This is a genomic window from Mesorhizobium sp. WSM4845 (genome assembly GCF_055811455.1).
Genome location: NZ_JBVVQA010000018.1, coordinates 1 through 17,994, shown reverse-complemented (window position 1 = coordinate 17,994; position 17,994 = coordinate 1). Strand labels below are relative to the sequence as shown.

15 protein-coding genes and 2 pseudogenes are annotated in these 17,994 nt (G+C 61.8%); 4 read left to right on the top strand and 13 right to left on the bottom strand.

Features of this window, described 5'->3' with window-relative positions:
* Positions 1–7: 7 nt before the first annotated feature.
* The 13 genes and pseudogenes from nuoD to AC0L2C_RS20255 form a co-directional block, all read right to left on the bottom strand.
* Positions 8–1,222, bottom strand: a complete 1,215-nt coding sequence (gene nuoD / locus AC0L2C_RS20315; RefSeq protein WP_473524252.1) for an NADH dehydrogenase (quinone) subunit D — start codon at positions 1,220–1,222, stop codon at positions 8–10.
* A 28-nt stretch (positions 1,223–1,250) separates the two neighbouring features.
* Positions 1,251–1,787: an NADH-quinone oxidoreductase subunit C gene (locus AC0L2C_RS20310; RefSeq protein ID WP_287226360.1), complete on the bottom strand. Its 537-nt coding sequence runs from the start codon at positions 1,785–1,787 to the stop codon at positions 1,251–1,253.
* A complete protein-coding gene (locus AC0L2C_RS20305) occupies positions 1,784–2,287 on the bottom strand; it encodes a NuoB/complex I 20 kDa subunit family protein (RefSeq protein ID WP_127208038.1) in 504 nt (167 codons plus the stop codon). Before AC0L2C_RS20305 ends, AC0L2C_RS20310 begins: the two co-directional genes overlap by 4 nt.
* On the bottom strand, positions 2,275–2,640 hold the full coding sequence (locus AC0L2C_RS20300; RefSeq protein WP_287226362.1) for an NADH-quinone oxidoreductase subunit A: 366 nt from the start codon (positions 2,638–2,640) through the stop codon (positions 2,275–2,277). The genes AC0L2C_RS20305 and AC0L2C_RS20300 overlap by 13 nt, the downstream gene beginning before the upstream one ends.
* Positions 2,641–2,792: 152 nt before the next feature.
* The gene (locus AC0L2C_RS20295) at positions 2,793–4,232 is read right to left on the bottom strand and encodes an NADH-quinone oxidoreductase subunit N (protein WP_473524251.1); all 1,440 of its coding nucleotides are present in this window, start codon (positions 4,230–4,232) and stop codon (positions 2,793–2,795) included.
* Positions 4,229–5,704 (bottom strand): NADH-quinone oxidoreductase subunit M, encoded by a 1,476-nt coding sequence (locus AC0L2C_RS20290; RefSeq protein WP_027152447.1) that lies wholly within the window; start codon positions 5,702–5,704, stop codon positions 4,229–4,231. Before AC0L2C_RS20290 ends, AC0L2C_RS20295 begins: the two co-directional genes overlap by 4 nt.
* Before the next feature lie 7 nt (positions 5,705–5,711).
* Positions 5,712–7,472: a Na(+)/H(+) antiporter subunit D gene (locus AC0L2C_RS20285; RefSeq protein ID WP_473524250.1), complete on the bottom strand. Its 1,761-nt coding sequence runs from the start codon at positions 7,470–7,472 to the stop codon at positions 5,712–5,714.
* Entirely contained in the window at positions 7,465–7,719 is a 255-nt protein-coding gene (locus AC0L2C_RS20280; RefSeq protein WP_023800380.1) for a hypothetical protein, read from the bottom strand. The genes AC0L2C_RS20285 and AC0L2C_RS20280 overlap by 8 nt, the downstream gene beginning before the upstream one ends.
* Positions 7,716–9,179, bottom strand: a complete 1,464-nt coding sequence (locus AC0L2C_RS20275; protein ID WP_023800379.1) for a monovalent cation/H+ antiporter subunit D family protein — start codon at positions 9,177–9,179, stop codon at positions 7,716–7,718. Before AC0L2C_RS20275 ends, AC0L2C_RS20280 begins: the two co-directional genes overlap by 4 nt.
* 4 nt (positions 9,180–9,183) lie before the next feature.
* Positions 9,184–9,486, bottom strand: a complete 303-nt coding sequence (gene nuoK / locus AC0L2C_RS20270; protein WP_023800378.1) for an NADH-quinone oxidoreductase subunit NuoK — start codon at positions 9,484–9,486, stop codon at positions 9,184–9,186.
* Entirely contained in the window at positions 9,486–9,986 is a 501-nt protein-coding gene (locus tag AC0L2C_RS20265; RefSeq protein WP_023800377.1) for an NADH-quinone oxidoreductase subunit J, read from the bottom strand. Before AC0L2C_RS20265 ends, nuoK begins: the two co-directional genes overlap by 1 nt.
* Before the next feature lie 277 nt (positions 9,987–10,263).
* The gene (locus AC0L2C_RS20260) at positions 10,264–10,695 is read right to left on the bottom strand and encodes a CBS domain-containing protein (protein WP_027152445.1); all 432 of its coding nucleotides are present in this window, start codon (positions 10,693–10,695) and stop codon (positions 10,264–10,266) included.
* 2,321 nt (positions 10,696–13,016) lie between these two features.
* A pseudogene (locus AC0L2C_RS20255) lies at positions 13,017–13,163 on the bottom strand (type I restriction enzyme subunit R domain-containing protein); the annotation flags it as partial.
* On the opposite strand from AC0L2C_RS20255, the pseudogene AC0L2C_RS20250 reads away from it, so the two are divergent.
* The 4 genes and pseudogenes from AC0L2C_RS20250 to AC0L2C_RS20235 all read left to right on the top strand — a co-directional run.
* Positions 13,159–13,509, top strand: a pseudogene (locus AC0L2C_RS20250) (recombinase family protein); the annotation flags it as partial. The pseudogenes AC0L2C_RS20255 and AC0L2C_RS20250 overlap by 5 nt on opposite strands.
* A gap of 1,201 nt (positions 13,510–14,710) precedes the next feature.
* A complete protein-coding gene (groES, locus tag AC0L2C_RS20245; RefSeq protein WP_473524249.1) occupies positions 14,711–15,007 on the top strand; it encodes a co-chaperone GroES in 297 nt (98 codons plus the stop codon).
* A 62-nt stretch (positions 15,008–15,069) separates the two neighbouring features.
* Entirely contained in the window at positions 15,070–16,734 is a 1,665-nt protein-coding gene (gene groL, locus AC0L2C_RS20240; RefSeq protein ID WP_473524248.1) for a chaperonin GroEL, read from the top strand.
* A gap of 122 nt (positions 16,735–16,856) precedes the next feature.
* Complete coding sequence (locus AC0L2C_RS20235; protein WP_065010507.1) at positions 16,857–17,633, top strand: sulfite exporter TauE/SafE family protein; 777 nt, start codon at positions 16,857–16,859, stop codon at positions 17,631–17,633.
* Positions 17,634–17,994 lie beyond the last annotated feature (361 nt).

Here is a 17,994-nt window from a genome sequence, read left to right as displayed (position 1 = left end):
TCTCCTGCTACTTGTCCACCTCGGCCATCACAGGGTCGAGGCTGCCCAGCACGGCGATCATGTCCGCCAGGTAGCGGGCATTGCTGACCCCGAACAGTCCCTGAAGGTTGACGAATGACGGCGCCCGCACTTTCATCCGGAACGGTTTTTGCGACCCGTCGCTGATGATGTAGAACCCGAGCTCGCCCTTTGGCGCCTCGATCGCCGAATAGACCTCGCCCTTCGGCACCTTGAAGCCATAGGCCGAGAGGTCGAAATGCTGGATCAGCGCCTCCATCGAGCAGTGCACTTTGTCCTTGTTCACTGGGAAAGCGATTGTCGGCATATCGATCTGGAACGGCCCCTCGGGCATCTGGTCGAGGCACTGTTCGATGATCCGGACGCTCTCGCGCATCTCCTCGACGCGGCATCGCCAGCGCGCGTAGCAATCGCCCTCATCGCGGGTAATGACGTTGAAAGCCAGCCGGTCGTAAATCTCGTAAGGCTCGTCGCGGCGGATGTCCCAGTCAACGCCCGAGGCGCGCAGGTTCGGGCCACTCAGGCCAAGGTCGATACCGTCCTCGGCTGAGATCACGCCGATCCCCTGCGTGCGCTTCAGGAACACCCGGTTGTTCTCGACCAGCCGTTCATAGTCGCGGATCCGGTTCGGGAAGATGTCGCAGAACTCCCTGATCTTGGGGAAGAACCCGTCGGGCAGGTCCTCGCGCACACCGCCGACCCGGCAGAAGGAGGTGTGCATCCGCGCCCCGCTGATCATCTCCAACAGGTCCATGATCATTTCACGCTCGCGCATGGCGTAAATCAACGCGGTCATGGCGCCCAGGTCCATCGGCAACGCGCCGGTGATCAGGAGGTGACCGGAGATCCGCGCGAGTTCGGCCATCAGCACGCGGATATATTGCGCGCGGATCGGCGCTTCGATGCCCAGGAGCTTCTCCACCGCTAGCGCGAAAGCGAGGTTGTTCGAGGGCGGGCAGAGGTAGTCGAGCCGGTCGGTTAGCGGAAAAATCTGGGTGTAAGTGAAGCTCTCGGCCAGCTTTTCGGTGCCGCGGTGGAGATAGCCGATGTGTGGGTCCACGCGCGCGACATACTCGCCGTCCAACTCAAGGACGAGCCGCAGCACCCCATGCGTGCTGGGATGCTGCGGGCCGAGGTTGAGAAGCACCTCCTTTGTGTCGAGCGCTTCACCTGCCGGCCTGCTCAGTTCCGTGACTTCGGTCATCTCATTTCCCGGCGTTGAACGGCCTCCCTTATGGAATGTCCTTGGTGGCAAGATCGGGCTGCGTCGGCGGCGGGCCTTCCGCGCCAAACGGGTTCAGCGTGTCCTTGTAGCCCCGGAGCGGAAAGTCCTTGCGCTGCGGAAAGCCCTCGAAGCCTTCCCACATGTAGATCCGGCGCAGGTCGGGATGGCCCTCGAACCGGATGCCATACATGTCCCAGGCCTCGCGCTCGTGCCAGTTGGCGGTCCGCCAGACCCCCGTCACCGACGGGACCCGCGGCGGATCGCCGAGGCGGCATTTGATCCGAACGCGCCATTTGTTCGGCAGCGAATAGAGGTGGTACACCGCCTCGTAGCGCAGCGTTTCGGGATAATGGTCGACCCCGCAGATGTCGGACAGGAAATCGAACCGCAGCGTCGGATGGCCCTTCAGGAATTGGCAGAGCTCGACGATCATGTCAGGCGGTGAGGCGAAAGCGTGAACCCCATGCGAGAAGCCAAGCTCCTCGATTTCCCCCCCGAAACGTTCCGCGATCAGGGTGCGGATGAGGGACGTCTCCATGCTCATGAGGCTACAACCCGATCCAGAGGCGTCCCGGCCAGCGCGCGGGACCTCTTGATCTTCTCTTGGAGCAGAAGGATGCCATGCATCAGTGCCTCGGGCCGCGGCGGGCAGCCGGGCACATGCACGTCCACCGGCACGAAAGTCTCCGCCCCCTGCACCACGGCGTAAGTGTTGTAGACCCCGCCCGAGATCGCGCAGGTGCCCATGGCGATGACCCAGCGTGGCTCCGGCATCTGGTCGAAGAGCCGGCGCACGACCGGAGCGAACTTCCGCGTCACCGTGCCGGCGATGATCATCACGTCGGACTGGCGCGGCGAAGGTCGAAACACCACGCCGAAGCGGTCGAGGTCGTAGCGGGCGCAGCCGGCCGAAATCATCTCGATGGCGCAGCAGGCAATCCCGAAGGTCTCGGGCCAGAGCGCCGACCGCCGGCTCCAGCTGATGACGCTGTCGGCGGTGGTGAACAGCACGCTGTCCCGAATCGTTTCGCCTACTCCTCCCATTCCAGCGCTCCTTTCAGCCAGGCGTAGGCGAAGCCCACGATGAGCAGCAGCATGAAGACAAACATCTCGACATAGCCGACGAGCCCGATCTCCTTCAGCACGACCGCCCAGGGAAACAGGAACATCGCCTCGACGTCGAACACCACCAGCAGGATTGCTAGGATGAAGAACTGCACCCTAAAGCGGCCCCCGGCGGCCTCGCCGGCCGGGTCCATACCGCACTCGTAGGGCATGTTCTTCGCGGGATAGGGGTTGGACGGGCGCAGGAGCGAGGAGACGTACAGCGTCGCCACGGCCACCAGGACAATTCCGGCGACCATGAAGAGAACCGGCAGGAATTCCATTCCAGTCATGTCGCGCTGCCCCGGTTACCCACCGAGGGCTTGCTCAAGCTGCGACCGACCAAATCTTCTGGCCGGCGGTGCGGCCCTCGTGCAGCGACTAGGGCATCCTTTCGTAGCTTCAAGAGTATTCGGTTGGCCGGTTCATTGCAAATCCAATCGTGTCAACCGCCGAGCACGGAACTCTGGGCAAGCCTCAGACACCACGCCGGAAACAGTCCGATGCCGATGGTGCCGGCGGCGGTCAAGGCGAGCGTGGCGCGGACGGACGGCGTCAGGGCAGGCTCGAACGCGCGCTCCGGCTCGCGCATGTAGATCACCATGACGATGCGGATGTAGAAGTAGGCGGCGACGGCGCTCAGCAGCACCGCGATCACCGCCAGCGTGACGAAACCCCGCTCGACGAGCGCCACCAGCACGTAGAACTTGGCGAAGAACCCGGCTGTCGGCGGAATGCCGGCGAGCGAGAACAGGTAGAGCAGCATCAGAAGCGCCAACCCGCGATGCGACTTGGCGAAGCCGGCGTAGTCCTCGATGACCTCGCCGGAGAAATCGCCATTCCGCATCATGATGACGATGCCGAAGATACCGAGATTCATGAAGGCGTAGATCAGCAGGTAGAGCATCACGCCGGCAATCCCGTCGGCGCCACCCGCCACCACGCCGAAGAGCGCGAAGCCCGCATGGGCGATGCTGGAATAGGCGAGCAGGCGCTTGAAATTGTCCTGCACCAGCGCCACGAAGCTGCCGAGCGCCATCGTCACCACCGCGATCACCGCGACGATGATCCAGGCGTCGGAACCGGCGACCAGCGGGTTGAGGAACACGCGCAGGATCACCGCGAACCCCGCCGCCTTGGGGGCGACCGACATGAAGGCCGTGATTGTCGTCGGCGCGCCTTCATAGACGTCCGGCACCCACATGTGGAACGGCACCGCGCCGACCTTGAAGACCAGCCCCGCGACGATGAAGACCACCGCCAGGAGCAATCCGGGATCGAGCGGGTCGCCGGTCACCGCCGCAGCCATCCCGTCCAGCTGCGTCGTGCCGGTGATCCCGTAGATCAGCGAGACGCCGTAGAGGAAGATTCCCGTCGAGACCCCGCCGAGAACCACGTATTTCAGCGCCGCCTCGTTCGACCGCCGCTCCTTCCTGAGGAAGCCGGTGAGCACATAGGTCGAGAGCGCCATCAGCTCGAGGCCGACATAGATCGACAGCAGATCGGTTGCCGAGGCCATGATCATCATGCCGGAAAGCGCAAAGAGCAGCAGGACATAGTATTCGCTCAACGCGATCTCCTCGATCTCGGCATATTTTCGCGACAGGAGGAACGTCAGGACGGTCGAAAGGTAGAACACCATCTTGAAGAAGACCGCGAAGCGGTCGGCGATAAACATGCCCGAATAGGCCGGCCGCACCTCGCCCGCCAGTAACAGTGTCGCCAGGGTCGCAACCAGCACGGTTGCAGCGGAAGCCCAGACGAGGAAATACCCCTGTCCCTTTGGCACAAGCTGTCCCAGAATCAGCAAGATGCAGGCCCCAGTGACCACCACGATCTCGGGCAGGCTCGCTAGGATCGACTGGAAAAGCGTGGCAGCGGTCATTGGCCGCCCCCGTTAGAATGCACCTGCGTGAGCAGATGCCTCACCGATGGCCCGATGATGTTGAGAAAAGGTCTCGGATAGAGCCCGACCCAGAGCACGAAGACCGCCAGCGGCAGGATCGTCACCAGCTCGCGGGCGTTTACGTCGCGAATCTTGAACCGCACGCCGATGCTGGCTGGACCAAGCGCGACTTTCCTGTACATGCCAAGCAGATAGGCCGCGCCCAGCAGTGCCCCCAAAACGGCGGCCGCGCCGACGGCCAGATTGGCCGCAAACGCGCCCGACAGCACCAGCAACTCGCCCACGAACGAATTCGTTCCCGGCAGCGCCATCGACGACAGGGTGAACAGCGCAAGAAACGCGGTATAGACCGGCGCCGCCTTCATTAGCCCGCCATAATCCGCGATGCTGCGGGTATGGGTCCGCTCGTAGATCAGGCCGACGAACAGGAACAACGCGCCCGTCGTTACGCCATGATTGAACATTTGCAGGATGCCGCCCTCGAGCCCGCGGAGGTTCAACGTGAAAATACCCAGCGTCACGAAACCCATGTGGCTGATGCTGGAATAGGCCACCAGCTTCTTGAGGTCGTCCTGCGCCAGCGCGAGTAACCCGCCATAGACGATTGCGAGCGCCGAAAGCGTAAGCATTAGCGTCGAATAATACAGCGAGGCTTCCGGCAGCATCGGCAGCGAGAACCGCAGGAAGCCGTAGGCGCCCATCTTCAGGAGAACGCCGGCGAGGATGATGCTACCCGCCGTCGGCGCCTGCACATGGGCGTCCGGCAGCCAGGTATGGACCGGGACCATCGGCACCTTGACTGCGAAGGCGATCAGGAAGGCAAAGAACAGCCAGGACTGAACCCGGAACGGCAAATCCTGCGCCGTCAGGGCGAGGATGTCGAAAGTCTCGCCGCCGTGGAAATAGAGCACGATGACACCGATCAGGAACAGAAGGCTGCCCGCCAGCGTGTAGAGGAAGAATTTGAACGCCGCATAGACCCGGCCGTCGCCACCCCAGACGCCGATGATCACGTACATCGGGATCAGCATCGCCTCCCAGAAGACGTAGAACAGGAACAGGTCGAGCGCGCAGAACACCCCCAGCATCAGCGCCTGCATGGCCAGCAGGCTGACCATGAACTCCTTCACCTTGCGGTCGATCGCGACCCACGAGGCGAGCACGCAGATCCAGCCCAATAACGCAGTCAGGAATACAAAGAGCGCGCTGATTCCGTCGATGCCGAGCGCGTAAGTGATTCCGAGCGCGGGCACCCACGGGCGCGTCTCGGTGAACTGCATCTCGTGGGTAGTGGTGTCAAAGCCGGCCAGCATAGCGATGCAGAGAGCGAGGTCGAGGACGGTGACACCTAGCGCCGTCCACCGCACCGCATCGTCGCTGCGGAGAAGCATCAGAACCGCTGCCCCGGCGGCGGGCATGAACACGATGAGGCTAAGCAGCGGGAACGCCATCGCACCCCTACCGCCACACCACAGCGAAGACGGCGATGGCTGCGATCACACCGACGATCATCGCCAGCGCGTAATGGGTCACGACGCCGGTCTGCAGCTTGCGCAGCGCACCGCCACCGCGCAGGATTGAGCGGGCGACGCCGTTCACAACGGCGTCCACACCGTTGAGATCGATCCGCAGTCCGGCCCGTGCGGTTCCGTGCAGGAAGGGCAGCACCACGGTCTCGGACACGTCGCTCACCGCCCTCTCGTAGCGCGCCAGCGGTTTTTCGGCGAGCCACATGAAATGCCGCGCGCCTTTGCGGTAGAACCAGTCGGTGTCGATGCTGATCGTGTTCTCGGGGTCGAGCGCCCTGAGGAACAGCACGAAGCCCAATGCGGTGAACATCAGTATGCCGAGGCTCTCGGTGATATGGACCCCGGTGTAGGGTTCGAAGTCGACTGGATGGGGCAGCAGCGCGTAAAGTGGTTGGGGGAACACCCCGATCGCGATGCACAGCACCGCCGCCATTCCCATCGCAACAAGCATATTGCGGGGCGGCTCCCGCGCCTCCAGCTTCCGGTCCATGCCGAAGAACATGTAGTACGGGAGCTTGAGCCCAGTGTGCAGGAAGGTCCCAGATGATGCCATCGTCAGCGTCAGCACCACCAGCGCGCGGTGATCCTGTCCGGCGGCGGCCACCACCATCGATTTGGTCACGAAGCCCGAGAAGAACGGAAATGCCGAGATCGCGAAGGCGCCGACCATGTAGAGCGCCACGGTCAGCGGCATGGTCCTGTAGAGCCCACCGAGCTCGGTGAGCTTGCGCCGCCCGGTGACGTGGATCACCGCCCCCGCACCCATGAACAGGAGCGCCTTGTAGAGGATATGCGCGAAGGCATGGCTGGAGGCCCCGTTCACCGCCATCTCGGTACCGATGCCGACGCCCGCCACCATGTAGCCCACCTGGCTGACGATGTGATAGGCCAGGAGCCGACGGCAGTCGTTCTCCAGCACCGCGTAGATGACGCCGTAAAGCGCCATTGCCGTGCCGAGCCAAACGAGAAGCTCGGTGCCCGGAAACGCCCGGGCCAGCACATAGACGGCGGTCTTGGTGGTGAAGGCGCTCATGAACACCGCTCCGGTGACGGTCGCCTCCGGGTAGGCGTCTGTCAGCCAGGCGTTGAGAGGCGGCACCGCGGCGTTGAGCATGAACCCGGCAAGGATCAGGTAGGCGGCGACGCCCATCCCCCCCTCGATCGGGCCGAAGAGCAGCGAACCTGTGGCGAGCCCGTGGAGAATGACGCCACCCAGCAGGGCGACGCCGCCGGTGATATGGACCATGAGATACCGGAACCCCGCACGGATCGCCTGCTTGCCGCGCTGGGCAAAGACCAGATAGGCAGAGGCAAACGCCATACCTTCCCAGAACAGGAACAGGGTCAGGTAGTCGCCTGCAAACACCACGCCGAGCGCGCTGCCAACATAGACGAACGCCGCCACATGCTCTCCGGCGCCCGTCAGGTGCAGCGCATAGACCATGCCGATCAGCGCCATAATGGTGAAAACGGTGGCGAAGACGATGCTCAGCCTGTCGACCTTCGCAATCAGGATTTCCTGCCCGATGAACTCCGCCGCGCCGTAGCTGCCCGGCTGCACGGTGAGCACGGCGAGGATCGCCAGCGCGGGAATCAACATCAGATAGGCCTTGCGGATTGATCCTTTCAGGAAAGGGATCGGCAGGGCGCCAAGAATGAACAGCAGGGCGGGATGGACGAAGTCAATCATAATAGTCCTCGCGCCGCATCAACCCGCCCTGATGGCCGAGGAACTTGGAGACGAAGATCAGCAGGACGCAGGACAAGAAGCCATAGACGGCCGACCAGCCCGGCAAGCGGTCCCACAGGAATTCAGCGTGTTCGCGGGGGACCAGAAAATCGGCGATGACGATCAGAACGAGCGCCAGATAAAACAGCCGGCGGCGTTGCTCCGCGTATCTCGCCTCACCAAAGAAATCGACGACACGCCTGATCATCTGACCACTCCTTCCGCCAGGGTGAGAAAATAGCCGGGGAAAATACCCATCGACACCGACAGGATCGCGGTCGCGACCAGTGGGATCGTCACCAACGGAATTTCACGGACCGTCGCCGGACTTTCCTGTGTCTCCGTCCCGAAAAAAGCGACATAGCTGACCGGCAGGAAGTAGGCGGCGTTCAGGACCGAGCTCACCAAGAGCACGACCAGGAACGCAATCTCCCCCGCCTCCACCGAGCCCAGCGCCAGATACCACTTGCTGACGAAGCCCGCGGTCGGCGGCACCCCGATCATGCTGAGCGAGGCCACGAAGAACGCGCCCATCGTCCACGGCAGCCTGCGGCCGATGCCGGCCATGTCGCTGATGTTCCGCTTGCCGGACGCGCAATAGATCGACCCGGCGCAGAAAAAGAGCGTGATCTTGGAGAACGCATGCGCCGCAATGTGGATGATCCCGCCAACCATCGCGACCGGCGACAGCAGGACCGCGCCCAGCACGATGTAGGAGAGTTGGCTGACCGTCGAATAGGCGAGCCGCGCCTTCAGGTCGTCCCGCGTCAGGGCGTAGATGGACGCCATCAGGATGGTGAACGAGACCAGATAGGCCGTTGCGATGCCGAGCCCCAGCCCGTCCACCAGCCCCGTGCCGAAGACATGGAACACCACCCGCAGCACGCAGAACACGCCCATCTTGACCACGGCCACCGCATGCAAGAGTGCGCTGACCGGTGTCGGCGCGACCATCGCGGCAGGCAGCCAGGCGTGCATCGGCATCACCGCGGCCTTGGCGAAGCCGAACAGATAGCAGAAATAGACCACGGTCAGCAGCGCCGGCGAGGCATCGACCCCGGCCAGCAGCCCGCCTGGCACGAAGTCGAGCGACCCCGCCAGATGGTAGGTCAGCGCCAGCGCGGCGAGAAGCACGCTTTTCGACGCCCCCATCAAATAGACGAGGTACTTGCGGCTACCCGTCCATCCCTCTTCGTCCTCGTGGTGATAGACGAGCGGATAGGTAACGAGGCTGAGCACCTCGTAGAAGATCACCAGCGTGAACAGATTGGCGGCGAAGGCGCCCCCGACGGCCGCCGCGAGACTGGCGGCGAAGCAGGCGAAGAACCGGGTCTGCGCGTGCTCGTTCAAGTGGCGCATGTAGCCGATGGAATAGATCGCCGCCACGATCCACAAGAGCGACGAGACGGTGGCAAACACCATGCCGAGCGCATCGACCCGGAAAGCGAAGTCGATCCCCGGCAGAATCTCGAACAGGCGCAAATCGACCGTCCCGCCGGCCAGCACCGTGGGTGCCATCGAGGCGACAATTGCGAACATGGCGATCGCGGCCAAGGGCGAGACGAGATCGCGGAGTTTCTCGCGGTTGTTCAGAACGAGAACTGCAAGGGCCGCCAGGCCTGCGACGGCGACGGCAAGCAGCGGCCGGATCGATATCACCGGGTCCAAGCCGCTATCCTTTCATCATGGTCACGTCGTCGACCTTGAGGGTGGACTTGTTCCTCACGAGGGCGACCAGAATCCCGAGGGCGACCGCAACCTCCGCCGCGGTGATTGCGATGACGAAGATCGCGAAGATCTGCCCGCGGAAATCGTCGTAGTAACGCCCGAAAGCGATGAAATTGATGTTGACCGAGTTGAGCAGCAACTCCAGCGACATCAGCACGACCAGGATATTGCGCCTGAGCAGCACGCCCGCCGCTCCGATCACGAACAGGACCACTCCGAGCAAAATATACCACCAGAGCGGAACCATCACCCCTGCTCCTTCCGCGCCAGCACGATGGCGCCGACCAGGGCCGCCAGCAGGATCACGGAGGCGGCTTCAAACGGTAGGAGATAGTCGGCGAAAAGTGTCATGCTGAGCTGCCTGATCTGATCGCCGCCGCGCATCGCGACGGGCTCCGTGACCGAAAAGCGGTCGCTCCAGAGCACCAGTACAAGCATCTCGACCCCAAGCAGGACGAGCAGCACCAGAGCCGGCAGGTTGCCGCCCGGCAAGAACCGCTGCAATACCGCTTCGCGCACATCGATCATCATGATCACGAACAGGAACAGGACCATGATTGCGCCGACATAGACGAAGATCTGGATGACAGCGAGCAACGGTGCCTCGAGCAAGACGAAGATTGCCGAGATCTGCAGGAAACACGCCATCAGCGCCAATGCGCTGTGAACCGGATTCCGCGCCAGGACCACGGTCAGTGCCGTGATCACGGACGCCGCAGCGAACAGAAGAAAGAACGCCTGATCCATCGACGCCAACCCTCCGCCGCGATCTGTCACTCGGCGCAAGGCGGCCGGGTTTGAGATAGCTGCGCACTTCAGATGCGTCTACAAATTGTGCCCTAGTATCGAATTTTTCTCAAGATTACATGGTTTGGCGCTACGTTATGCCCAAGTCTCAGCATCTGATACGGTGTGCGATCCCGCAGCTGCCTATCCGTTACTCAGGCTGCCTAAGGAGGTTCGGCACGAGATCAGAAACCCTGAAAAAAGGACGTCGCGGCCAGACGGCGGGCCTTTGGCGAGCTTACCCCGCCCAGATGTAGTGAATAATCTCTTCGGCCTCGCGCTCGACCTCCTCGATGCGCTTCTTCACCACGTCGCCGATCGAGACGATGCCGTCGAGTTGGCCGTTCTTTACCACGGGCAGGTGGCGGAAGCGGCCTGTGGTCATGATCTCCATGACCTGGTTGATCGTGTGGTTCTCGGTGCAGAGGTTGACCTTGGCGGTCATTGCGTGACGGACACTCTGCTCCAGGGCCGCAGCCCCATACTTGTTCATGGCGCAGACGATGTCGCGCTCGGACACGATGCCGATCACCTTGCGATCACCATTGGTAACGACCAGTGCGCCGATCCTGTGTTCGGCGAGCCTGTTGATCGCCACGGCGAGCGTCTCGTTCGGGCCAATCGTCTCGACGGCTCGACCCTTGTCCTCGAGAATCGCTTTGACGTTCATGGCTTCCTCCAAGCGCTGCTACGCTCCAGCCCTCCGCCCCGTCTCCCTCTCGGTGCATTTCTGCGCCATCGTGCGCCGCGCGCCTTGATATTTCAAGTCCGACTTGAAATCTCAGGCCACAGTGCTTTCTGGCGGTAGGCCTTCATGATTGGCTTACACAAATCGCCGCCTGCTACAGGGGTCGCCCTTGCCGGCGCCGATGCTCATCGATCAGCCGAGAGCGCCGCCACGGATTTCCAAGGGAAGCCGATTCCGTCGGGCTCATGGGCGGCATGCCTGGTTCCTCTAGATGCATGCCGCTTTCGTCTATTTTCGCAAGCGCCCCTGAAACCTCAGGCGGCGTGCAGGTGCCGTTCAGCGTCCGGCAGCGATTTTGGCAAGCGGCGCGAGGATCGAACTTTCGCCCTTCAGAGCGATATCACTCAGCGAGATGAGGCCCCGTCATTCGCTTCTGCCGGTTGAGCACTGGAAGATGACACCCGGCGCGCCTGCGTTTGTTCAAGCGCCTGCTCCAGGCCTGGTCCTCGAAACAGAAGAATATGCCGGGCGACATCACAGCGTCGGACGCGAATCCTTCGTGGTAAAACATCCGGGTCGATCGAGTGAACGGTGGAATCACTATGGCGGGCGTTACTGTGACAAGACGATCAGGATCCTCATTGATCATGTGCGGCAGATGAACTCCCGGACCGCCGAAGATCCTACGCTAATCTACTCCAAAACAGCCGCTTCGCCGAATTTATTAGGTCTTTCCCCTACTCCCACTCAATGATCAATTAGGTCTATAACTTCTTGTTTTGATTGATAAAATCTTATCATCTTTCCAAGGAATGCCGTCAAGAATACCGTCAGATTCCTAGGCTGTTGAAAAGACTCAAACAATGTGGTCGCCGTCGCGGTATGCACACTTTTGACTGCATTATTTACGACTGCCATTCGGCGAGGTCAAAGCCGGAGTTCACAGACCATAAGGCAAGGACGGTCTTGCTCATGCTCGACAGCCCTAGGTCGAGTAGACGGGAATGGGCTGGCAGGAGATGGGTGTCGTGTCGAATCCTGTCGATCCTCGATCGACCAAAGCTTCGCATTCTCATCTGCTGTGACATTGTGTGGGCACACCTTTTTGAGGTCGTTCATTGGCAAGTCTTTGATGCTTGAAATTCTTCGGTGCTAGCAACATCATGTAATACGCTGGCAGGTTGACGACAAATCTCCTGTTCGATGGAGCTTGTCGTGCATTTTTTTGGATGGATCACCGTGCTAGCGTGGACACATAGGCCCAATGTTCCTCTGTCCTTCAACGTTTCCGCTTCGGAAGACGACCCAAGAAAGGCTTTCTCGGCAGTACTTTCGCGTACTGAAGTACGGAAAAATTAGAATGCCTCTCCATCTGGTCGGGGAAACGATCGAGAAGACACGCAGAGACGGGCAAACTGGTGAAGCTGATGCGCGGCATTTACGTCGATGCCGATGATGACATCGACACGGTGCTCCTCCGACACGCTGTTCGCATGTCCCAATATCTATACCCGCGTGCTATCTCTCTGCAGCCATTTCCGTGCTGCTCGGCCCAACGCGCGACGGTCGCCTCTTCCTAAGCGGTCGACGTAAGCAGCCGACCCGGCTCCGTTTCACTCAAGACCATTCAGAACGAAGGCCCGCCAACCCCTCTGTCGCACAAGCAGTGATCAACGACATTGTGAACGAGTTCCGGATGGCAGTCTCTTCCTTGCACCAGCGATTCCTCGTGGCCTTTCGGCTACGCAGAGAGCATGCAGCGTCAATGGACGACGCCATGCGGGAGGCGATCGCGAAAAGGCTCATAGAGGAATACAGCAGCGCGAAGGGAGCGGCAGACGCGGTGTGGACGCTTGCGCGCGAAAACCAACGTATCGCGAAGGCCAACAGGCCGAAGGCTACTGTGCTCCGTCGCCGCGGTCGTCCCGGTGCGCAACGAAGCTGCGATGGATCTGATCGTGGCCTGGCCATTGCCGGCGACTATATTGCATATCACCGTCGCCGAGGTCCGTTGGGTTCGCCAGCGCGGACGCGTTCGTTGGCGGGATGTCGCCGAAGGGGCCTATCGGCGCGAGCAGGTCGTCACAATTCAGACGCTTGTCATTGATCGTCTGCCGGCGTCGGTTCGCTCCGCGATGTTTCCTGCGGATGGTTATTGCGAAATCCGGCCGACCGGGCGCGAGTCGCCGCGTGAGCTTGGATTTCCCCGCAATGTTGGGATCCGTAAACTTGAAGATCGCCTCCTCGACCTTGCACACGCGCAACGACTGCGTTTGGTCGCGCAGCGGATCGATCCCGCGCTGACCCGCTTGCTTGCGGGGCACAACTCGGTTCGCGCGCGCGATCGTCTGCATCAGAGTGTGGTTCTTCATTGGCTTGTCGAGATAGATCGTCGAGCAGGTTGGCACGTCGAAGCCGGTGATCCACATGGCGCAGACGAAGACCAGTCTCGACCTCCCCACCTCCTGGAGCATGGCTTCAAGCGGAACCGACGAGTTCACCGCCCGGATGCAGGAGGCCATCAACGGGATGATGCTGGACATGATCGCCGCGATTGCCCGCAAGGACTATGACGACAGGCGGCGGCGGCAGGCCCAGGGTATCCAGAAGGCCAAGCAGGAAGGGCGCTACCGGGAGCGGCCTGAGGACCAGAAGCGCAATGCGGCCATAGTGAAGATGCTCAAGGCGGGCCAGTCCTGGAACAACATCGTGGCCGCAACCGGGGCCTCCAGGAGCACCTTGCCTAGGCTGGCGAAGCGGAGCCATTTAGCGCTCCCCTCGCCACGTCATACGTAAACAGGTGGTCCGTACCGTCTGCCCTACGCACTCCAACCGCTGGACAAGGATAGCCCCGCCAGCGCGTGCTCATGTCGGTCTGAGGTACCGCCACCGGGCAGCCTCTCGGCGTCTGGCGGTCGTCTCGCTCGGGCCTGTGTCGTGAAACCGAAGGGGCACGGGGGATGCCACGCATGAGCCTGTTATCCGATGGGTCGTAAGAAAATTTGGCCCGGATATTCCGATCCCTCCTTTTGACCCCGTTGAACCCGCTCACCCGAATTGTCTATCCGAGCTAGCCCAAGCGGCCGATTTGGGGGCGATCTTTATCGGCTACTAATGACCTGTCGCTTGACGCTGGGGTAGATTGGGTGGGCACGCGCGTCAGGCCGGAGTGTAGGCTGGGGTACGGAAGTCGCAATCTTTGAAGGCCCGTCCCCGGCCGCACTCTTGAGACACCCGCCCGGGTGGCCTTGGGGGCGGCACTAGCCGGTGTAAGACTGACAGGGTGCCCAAGGCTCCGCTGTCTGGTCCTGTCATCGCTCAGTCACTATTTTAGTTGTGCTGCCACTGCACCCTGCGAAGGCAGCTCAAAGCAGCGGGGACTAACCCCAAGCCCCCCACCCGGTCCCCGCTGCTCATTTACCGACTACCGTCGCAATGACGTCAAGGCCCGCGTGACCACCTACAACATCGCAGCACACGCCAGTACCCGGCATGATCGTCAAGGCTTTCCGGTGCCGTTGCGGCTCAACGCGCTGCGTTCACGGCGGAATTCGTGAAGGGAGAGATTCGCGCGGCAGGCGCACTGGACGGGCGCGCCATCTTGTCTATCTAATCGCCGACGCAAACCTCACCACGGAAACAATCCACCTCGATCACAAAATCCCAAACATCGTCCTCAAAACGAGCATTCCTCTCGACCTGCTGTTCGGAACCTACCTCGGCCATTAATTTCACATAATTTCACATTCCAAACAGAGACGAAAGTGGCCCAGAGCTTACGGCCGAAACGCTAGCTTAGGCAGTTGGATGCACCGTAACGGGGGCGAGGCTTCCGCGCCGATTCCAAATCCTTTGCTCTTCGGCCGTCCCCTCGTCCGTCTTGACTAGTACGAGCCCACAGCCTATTTCAGCGCCACGTTAGCACTCTCCACTGGCGAGTGCTAACCACGCTCCGGCAACGGAGAACCTTTCAACCTCCGCACCAGGGATATCCAAAATGGCAAAGTCGAATTTCCGGCCGCTGCATGACCGCGTGGTCGTTCGTCGGGTCGAATCCGAATCCAAGACCTCAGGCGGCATCATCATCCCCGATACGGCTAAGGAAAAGCCGCAGGAAGGCGGCATCATCGCCGTTGGTTCCGGCGCCCGCGACGAGGCCGGCAAGCTCGTCCCGCTGGACGTCAAGGCCGGCGATCGCATCCTGTTCGGCAAGTGGTCGGGCACCGAAGTCAAGCTCAATGGCGAAGACCTTCTGATCATGAAGGAATCCGACATCATGGGCATCATCGGCTGAATATCGGCCTCACCACCACTTAAACCCCAGGGCTCAATTCAAGCCCCTGCCAGGAGCTAAAAATGGCTGCCAAAGACGTAAAATTTTCCCGCGATGCCCGTGAGCGCATGCTGCGCGGCGTCAACATCCTCGCCGACGCAGTGAAGGTGACGCTCGGCCCCAAGGGCCGCAACGTCGTCCTCGACAAGTCATTCGGCGCACCGCGCATCACCAAGGACGGCGTCACCGTCGCCAAGGAAATCGAACTTTCCGACAAGTTCGAGAACATGGGCGCGCAGATGGTCCGCGAAGTTGCTTCGAAGACCAACGACATCGCCGGCGACGGCACCACGACCGCGACCGTTCTGGCGCAGTCGATCGTCCAGGAAGGCCACAAGGCGGTTGCCGCCGGCATGAACCCGATGGACCTGAAGCGCGGCATCGACCTCGCGGTTGGCGACGTCGTCTCGACGCTGATCAAGAACGCCAAGAAGATCAAGACCTCGGAAGAGGTTGCCCAGGTCGGCACCATCGCCGGCAATGGCGATGTTTCGGTCGGCTCGATGATCGCCGAAGCGATGCAGAAGGTCGGCAACGAGGGCGTCATCACGGTCGAGGAAGCCAAGACCGCCGAGACCGAACTCGAAGTCGTCGAAGGCATGCAGTTCGACCGCGGCTATCTCTCGCCCTACTTCGTCACCAACGCCGACAAGATGGTTGCGGATCTGGAAGACGCCTACATCCTTCTCCACGAGAAGAAGCTCTCCAACCTGCAGGCCATGCTGCCGATCCTCGAGGCTGTTGTGCAGACCTCGAAGCCGCTGGTCATCATCTCGGAAGACGTCGAAGGCGAGGCTCTGGCCACGCTGGTCGTCAACAAGCTGCGCGGCGGCCTGAAGATCGCCGCCGTCAAGGCGCCAGGCTTCGGTGATCGCCGCAAGGCCATGCTGGAAGACATCGCCATCCTCACCGGCGGCCAGGTCATTTCCGAAGACCTCGGCATCAAGCTCGAGAATGTCAGCCTCAACATGCTCGGCCGCGCCAAGAAGGTGTCGATCTCCAAGGAGAACACTACCATCGTCGACGGCGCCGGCAAGAAGGCCGAGATCCAGGGCCGCGTCGCCCAGATCAAGCAGCAGATCGAGGAGACCACCTCGGACTACGACAAGGAGAAGCTGCAGGAACGTCTCGCCAAGCTGGCGGGCGGCGTTGCCGTCATCCGCGTCGGCGGTGCGACCGAGATCGAAGTCAAGGAAAAGAAGGACCGCGTCGATGACGCCCTCAACGCGACCCGCGCGGCCGTCGAAGAAGGCATCGTTCCCGGCGGCGGCGTCGCACTCCTGCGCGCTTCGATGGCCATCACCGTCAGCGGCGCCAACTCCGACCAGACCGCCGGCATCGCCATCGTGCGCCGCGCGCTGCAGGCTCCGGCTCGCCAGATCGCGGCCAACGCCGGTGCGGAAGCATCGATCGTTGCCGGCAAGATCCTCGAGAACACGGGCCCGACCTTCGGCTTCAACGCCCAGACCGGCGAATATGGCGACATGATCGCCATGGGTATCGTCGATCCGGTCAAGGTCGTGCGCACGGCTCTCCAGGACGCGGCCTCGGTCGCCGGCCTGCTGGTCACCACCGAAGCCATGATCGCTGAGGCTCCGAAGAAGGAGTCGGCTGGCGGCGGCATGCCGGCCGGCATGCCCGGCGGCGGCATGGGTGGCATGGGCGGTATGGGCGGTATGGATTTCTAAGGTCCACGCACCTCAACAATCTCCATGGGCGGCAGCGATGCCGCCCTTTTCTCTGACGCGGAGCCAAGCCGGATGCCACATCCACAGGGCTACATACGGTGGCACGTTCACGGCGGACACCAATGACTGACTTCATTCTGTTCGCCATAGTCGGCTTCCTCGCCCAGGCGGTTGACGGCGCGTTAGGCATGGCCTATGGCGCGATCTCCTCCACCGTGCTGCTCTCCTTCGGTGTTCCGCCGGCGCAGGCTTCGGCCGCGGTACACGCGGCGGAAGTGTTCACCACGGCCGCTTCCGGCACGGCGCACCACTACCACCGCAATATCGACTGGAAGCTGTTCTGGCGGCTTGCTCCTTTCGGCATTCTCGGCGGCTGCCTCGGCGCCTTCGTGCTGACCTCGTTCGACGGCGACATGGTGAAGCCCTACGTCACGACCTATCTCGCTGTGATCGGGCTCTGGCTGTTCCTCCGCTCGTTCCGCAAGATCCCCAGCAATCCGGTTCCTACCCGTCTTGTGGCGCCGCTGGGCACTGTCGGCGGCTTCCTCGACGCTGCAGGTGGCGGCGGATGGGGCCCGATGGTCGTGACCGGATTGCTCGGCGCCGGCGCGCCGCCACGCTACGTGATCGGCACTGTCAATGCGGCCGAGTTCCTGATCACGCTAGCGGTGTCCGTCACCTTCATCGTCGCGCTCGTCAGTGGGCACTGGCAGGAAGCGGGGGCGCTGTCGACACATGCAAGCTCGGTGCTGGGGCTGATCGTGGGCGGCATAGTCGCCGCTCCGCTTGCCGGATGGGTGCTCAAGGCGATTGCCGAGCGGACGCTTTTGCGGCTCGTCGGCTGCCTGATCATGCTGCTCGCTTTGTTCCAGACCGCCCAACAACTGGGATTCGTCTGACCTGAGCAAGCAGACTACCCTTCTAAGCCTTCGCTTTACTTCCGGACATCATGATCGGCGTAACCGAAGTGAATCGCGGACTGGAGGCGACTTGCCACCCTGGAAAACCTAACCTGCGCCACAAACAGCGTATGGCACGCCAGTGATCAACGCGTTTCCCATTTCCGCCTCGCCCGGCCCATCGGTCCTTTTACGCTCTGCTCGATGCAGTGACTGCTCTGCTCGATGCAGTGACTGATGACGGCGGCGATCAACATTGCTTCGCGTGCTCTTTTAGTGCCAATTCAAGCGCCTGGCTTAGCGGCACCGCCTTGGAGAATAGGAAGCCCTGAGCAGTTCTGCAGCCGAGCTTGTACAGAAT

Coding starts and splice junctions, on each gene's coding strand:
- nuoD (WP_473524252.1), bottom strand. CDS start 1,222: ATGACCGAAGTCACGGAACTGAGCAGGCCGGCAGGTGAAGCGCTCGAC.
- AC0L2C_RS20310 (WP_287226360.1), bottom strand. CDS start 1,787: ATGAGCATGGAGACGTCCCTCATCCGCACCCTGATCGCGGAACGTTTC.
- AC0L2C_RS20305 (WP_127208038.1), bottom strand. CDS start 2,287: ATGGGAGGAGTAGGCGAAACGATTCGGGACAGCGTGCTGTTCACCACC.
- AC0L2C_RS20300 (WP_287226362.1), bottom strand. CDS start 2,640: ATGACTGGAATGGAATTCCTGCCGGTTCTCTTCATGGTCGCCGGAATT.
- AC0L2C_RS20295 (WP_473524251.1), bottom strand. CDS start 4,232: ATGACCGCTGCCACGCTTTTCCAGTCGATCCTAGCGAGCCTGCCCGAG.
- AC0L2C_RS20290 (WP_027152447.1), bottom strand. CDS start 5,704: ATGGCGTTCCCGCTGCTTAGCCTCATCGTGTTCATGCCCGCCGCCGGG.
- AC0L2C_RS20285 (WP_473524250.1), bottom strand. CDS start 7,472: ATGATTGACTTCGTCCATCCCGCCCTGCTGTTCATTCTTGGCGCCCTG.
- AC0L2C_RS20280 (WP_023800380.1), bottom strand. CDS start 7,719: ATGATCAGGCGTGTCGTCGATTTCTTTGGTGAGGCGAGATACGCGGAG.
- nuoK (WP_023800378.1), bottom strand. CDS start 9,486: ATGGTTCCGCTCTGGTGGTATATTTTGCTCGGAGTGGTCCTGTTCGTG.
- AC0L2C_RS20265 (WP_023800377.1), bottom strand. CDS start 9,986: ATGGATCAGGCGTTCTTTCTTCTGTTCGCTGCGGCGTCCGTGATCACG.
- AC0L2C_RS20260 (WP_027152445.1), bottom strand. CDS start 10,695: ATGAACGTCAAAGCGATTCTCGAGGACAAGGGTCGAGCCGTCGAGACG.
- groES (WP_473524249.1), top strand. CDS start 14,711: ATGGCAAAGTCGAATTTCCGGCCGCTGCATGACCGCGTGGTCGTTCGT.
- groL (WP_473524248.1), top strand. CDS start 15,070: ATGGCTGCCAAAGACGTAAAATTTTCCCGCGATGCCCGTGAGCGCATG.
- AC0L2C_RS20235 (WP_065010507.1), top strand. CDS start 16,857: ATGACTGACTTCATTCTGTTCGCCATAGTCGGCTTCCTCGCCCAGGCG.